At 65.4% G+C, this 2586-nt stretch carries 3 protein-coding genes; all 3 read right to left on the bottom strand.

Annotated features, from left to right (window positions below):
• Positions 1-74: 74 nt before the first annotated feature.
• Positions 75-1049, bottom strand: coding sequence for a hypothetical protein (locus tag GWG65_RS40040; protein ID WP_275200893.1), 975 nt, complete (start codon positions 1047-1049; stop codon positions 75-77).
• An 85-nt stretch (positions 1050-1134) separates the two neighbouring features.
• Positions 1135-1698, bottom strand: coding sequence for a thioredoxin family protein (locus tag GWG65_RS40035; RefSeq protein ID WP_275200892.1), 564 nt, complete (start codon positions 1696-1698; stop codon positions 1135-1137).
• Positions 1699-1726: 28 nt separating this feature from the next.
• Positions 1727-2425, bottom strand: coding sequence for a cytochrome c biogenesis CcdA family protein (locus GWG65_RS40030; RefSeq protein ID WP_275200891.1), 699 nt, complete (start codon positions 2423-2425; stop codon positions 1727-1729).
• Between the last annotated feature and the right edge of the window lie 161 nt (positions 2426-2586).

Genomic DNA, 2586 nt, shown 5'->3' with positions numbered 1-2586 from the left:
CCCTAGCCCTCCCCCACAAGGGGGGAGGGAACGCACCTCAGTTTGGGGCTCGTCGAGTCTCATCTCATCATCGTCTAGATCTTATTGTTCTCCGGCGCGATCCCGACCCGCCGGACGATTTCAGTGGCCACGGCGCGCGCCTCAGCCCTTGAGCCGATGCGGGGACTGCGAAATCTTTGCCCGGACTGCAATCTGATCACGACGATGCAGTGCTCGTCCTCGGACCGGCCGCGGCGCTCCACAGTGATCGCCTTCACGTCGCGCCCCTCGATATGGTCCGCGCGCGGCGTGCCGTCGCCCCATAAACGTTCGACGCGGATATCCCGCTGCCGGATGATCCAGAAGGCGCCGGTCACGAGGTTGGCGTAGCGGTAGACGGCGAACGCGGCTATCGCGCCAATCGGCAGCAGCATGATGTCGATCGGGCCGGGCGGCAGACCACGCCAGAGCTTGTAGGCGTAGGGAACGGCAGACAGTGCGACGGCGATCAGTGCAACGATTCGGACGTCCCTTGCGGAAAACGGCTCGAGGGGTTCGCCGAGCTGCATCTCGGGATTGCTGGCGTCGAGCGGATTGCTTGGCGCTTCGACGTTGGGAACGTCGAATTGCGCGGCGATCCGGGCCACCGTCTGGCGAACATGGGTGACGTCGGTGATCGGCGGAGACGTCAGGCGTTCACCGGAGGCAAGCGTGAAGGCGAGCTGGAAACGGGCTTTTGCAGCCTTGCTTCCGGGGACCTGCAATCCCTTGATGTCGTCTTTTCCGACGACCCTGGTTCGGAGCTTGCCGAAGGGACGCTGCTGCCCGATCAGGATTTCATTGGGCGTGATGATCCACACCACGGCCGGAGCGAGCATGACGGCGCCGACGAACGCTGCTCCCACCAGGAGCGCGCACACGGAGATGATCACTTCCAGGGTATCGTGCGTGAACAGGCCCGGCGTGAAGCAGAGCGCAACTGCTGCCGCAAAGCCGGCCATGACCAGCCGCTGCGCGATCGAGGCGCCTTCACGAAGGCGGATGTCGTTGCTGGGGTTCGGGTCGTCCATTTCGGGCGGCTGAATTCCATCGGTTGCGAAACTCCACGGCCGGGTCCGTGGAGTCAAGCGACAACGTAATCCGCCGCAGGCGACATCAGCTGTTGGCATTCAGCAGCCGCGCCACGGTGCGGTCGATCTGGTCGTAGCTGCCTTCGCCTGCGTGCTGGAACACGATCTTGCCGTTCTGGTCGATGATGTACTGCGCCGGCCAATACTGGTTACTGTAGGCGTTCCAGGTCTTCGAATCATTGTCCTGCGCCACCGGATAGGTGATGCCGTGACGCTTCAGCGCGGCCTGCACATTGGAGGCGGAGCGCTCGAACGGGAATTCCGGCGTGTGCACGCCGACCACGACGAGGCCCCTGTCCTTGTACTTGGCGTAGAGCTCGGTGACATGCGGTAGCGTGTTGACGCAGTTGACGCAGCCATAGGTCCAGAAATCCACCAGCACGACCTTGCCGCGGAGCTCGGCGATGCTTAGCGGTTTCGAGTTGAACCAGTTGGTGATGCCGGCGAAGTCGGGCGCGGTCTCCTGCGCGGCGGCAGCGGTCACCATCGGCGCCGCGCGCACGGCCTCGTCGCAGATACCGGGAATGACGGCGCCGGTCACGGCGATGCCGATCAGCGCGGCGGATACCGCGAGCAGTTTGAAAGTCATGGAAGCTTCCTCCGTTGCGATGGGATGATCACAGGCCGATCTGGCCGGTGGGATAGAATCCGGTGAGCCACGCCACGATCAGCGTGTCGTATTGAAAGTAGGCGGCGAGGGCGAAGGCGATCACGACGACGCCAAAACCCTGCTGCAGCCGCGGCGAGATCCGCGCCAGGCTGCGCACGCGTGTGGTCGCGGCCTGTCCGCCATAGGCGATCGCCAGCATCGGAATCGCCGCGCCGATGGCGTAGGCGAGCAGCAGCGTGCCGGCCCAGGCGAGGTTCTTCGAGCTCGCCACCAGTGTCAGGATCGAGCCGAGCACCGGGCCGGCGCAGGGTGTCCAGACCAGGCCGAGCGTGGTGCCGAGCATGAGCCCGCCGAGCGCGCCGTCGCGCTGAGTGGCGCCGGAGTTGCCGAGATCGAGCCAGCCATTGAGCCGGACCGACAGCCATTCGAACGGCGCCGGCCACAGCATCAACAGGCCGAAGCCGAGCAGCAGGAGCGACGCCGCCTCGCGCAGCACGTTCGGATCGAAGTCGAACAGCCGCGTGATTGCGCCGAGCAGCAGCGCGGTCGCCGAGAACGAAAGCACGAAGCCGAGCGCGATCATCGCGGGCCGCAGGCGGCCGGCGTGGCCGATCGAGGCGCCGAGCAGGATCGGCAGCATCGGCAGCGTGCAGGGCGCGGCGATGGTGAGGACGCCGGCAAGAAGTGCGAAGAGAAGTTCGAGCATCGGGTACTCGTGAATGGGGTCACGAGAGGCTGTTCGGGATGGATGCGCGGATCGTTACGCAGCGTCACACGTTCGTGACGGGACGACTGTTTCGGCGGCGCACGCAGCCATCGCCGTGCGGACGGTGCGTTCCCTCCCCCCTTGTGGGGGAGGGCTAGGGA

It is taken from the genome of Bradyrhizobium sp. CSA207, assembly GCF_029051685.1.
In the GTDB taxonomy this organism is placed as follows: domain Bacteria; phylum Pseudomonadota; class Alphaproteobacteria; order Rhizobiales; family Xanthobacteraceae; genus Bradyrhizobium.
Note: the sequence above shows the minus strand (reverse complement) of the source record. Positions and strands in the feature narration are given on the sequence as shown.

Coding starts and splice junctions, on each gene's coding strand:
- GWG65_RS40040 (WP_275200893.1), bottom strand. CDS start 1,049: ATGGACGACCCGAACCCCAGCAACGACATCCGCCTTCGTGAAGGCGCC.
- GWG65_RS40035 (WP_275200892.1), bottom strand. CDS start 1,698: ATGACTTTCAAACTGCTCGCGGTATCCGCCGCGCTGATCGGCATCGCC.
- GWG65_RS40030 (WP_275200891.1), bottom strand. CDS start 2,425: ATGCTCGAACTTCTCTTCGCACTTCTTGCCGGCGTCCTCACCATCGCC.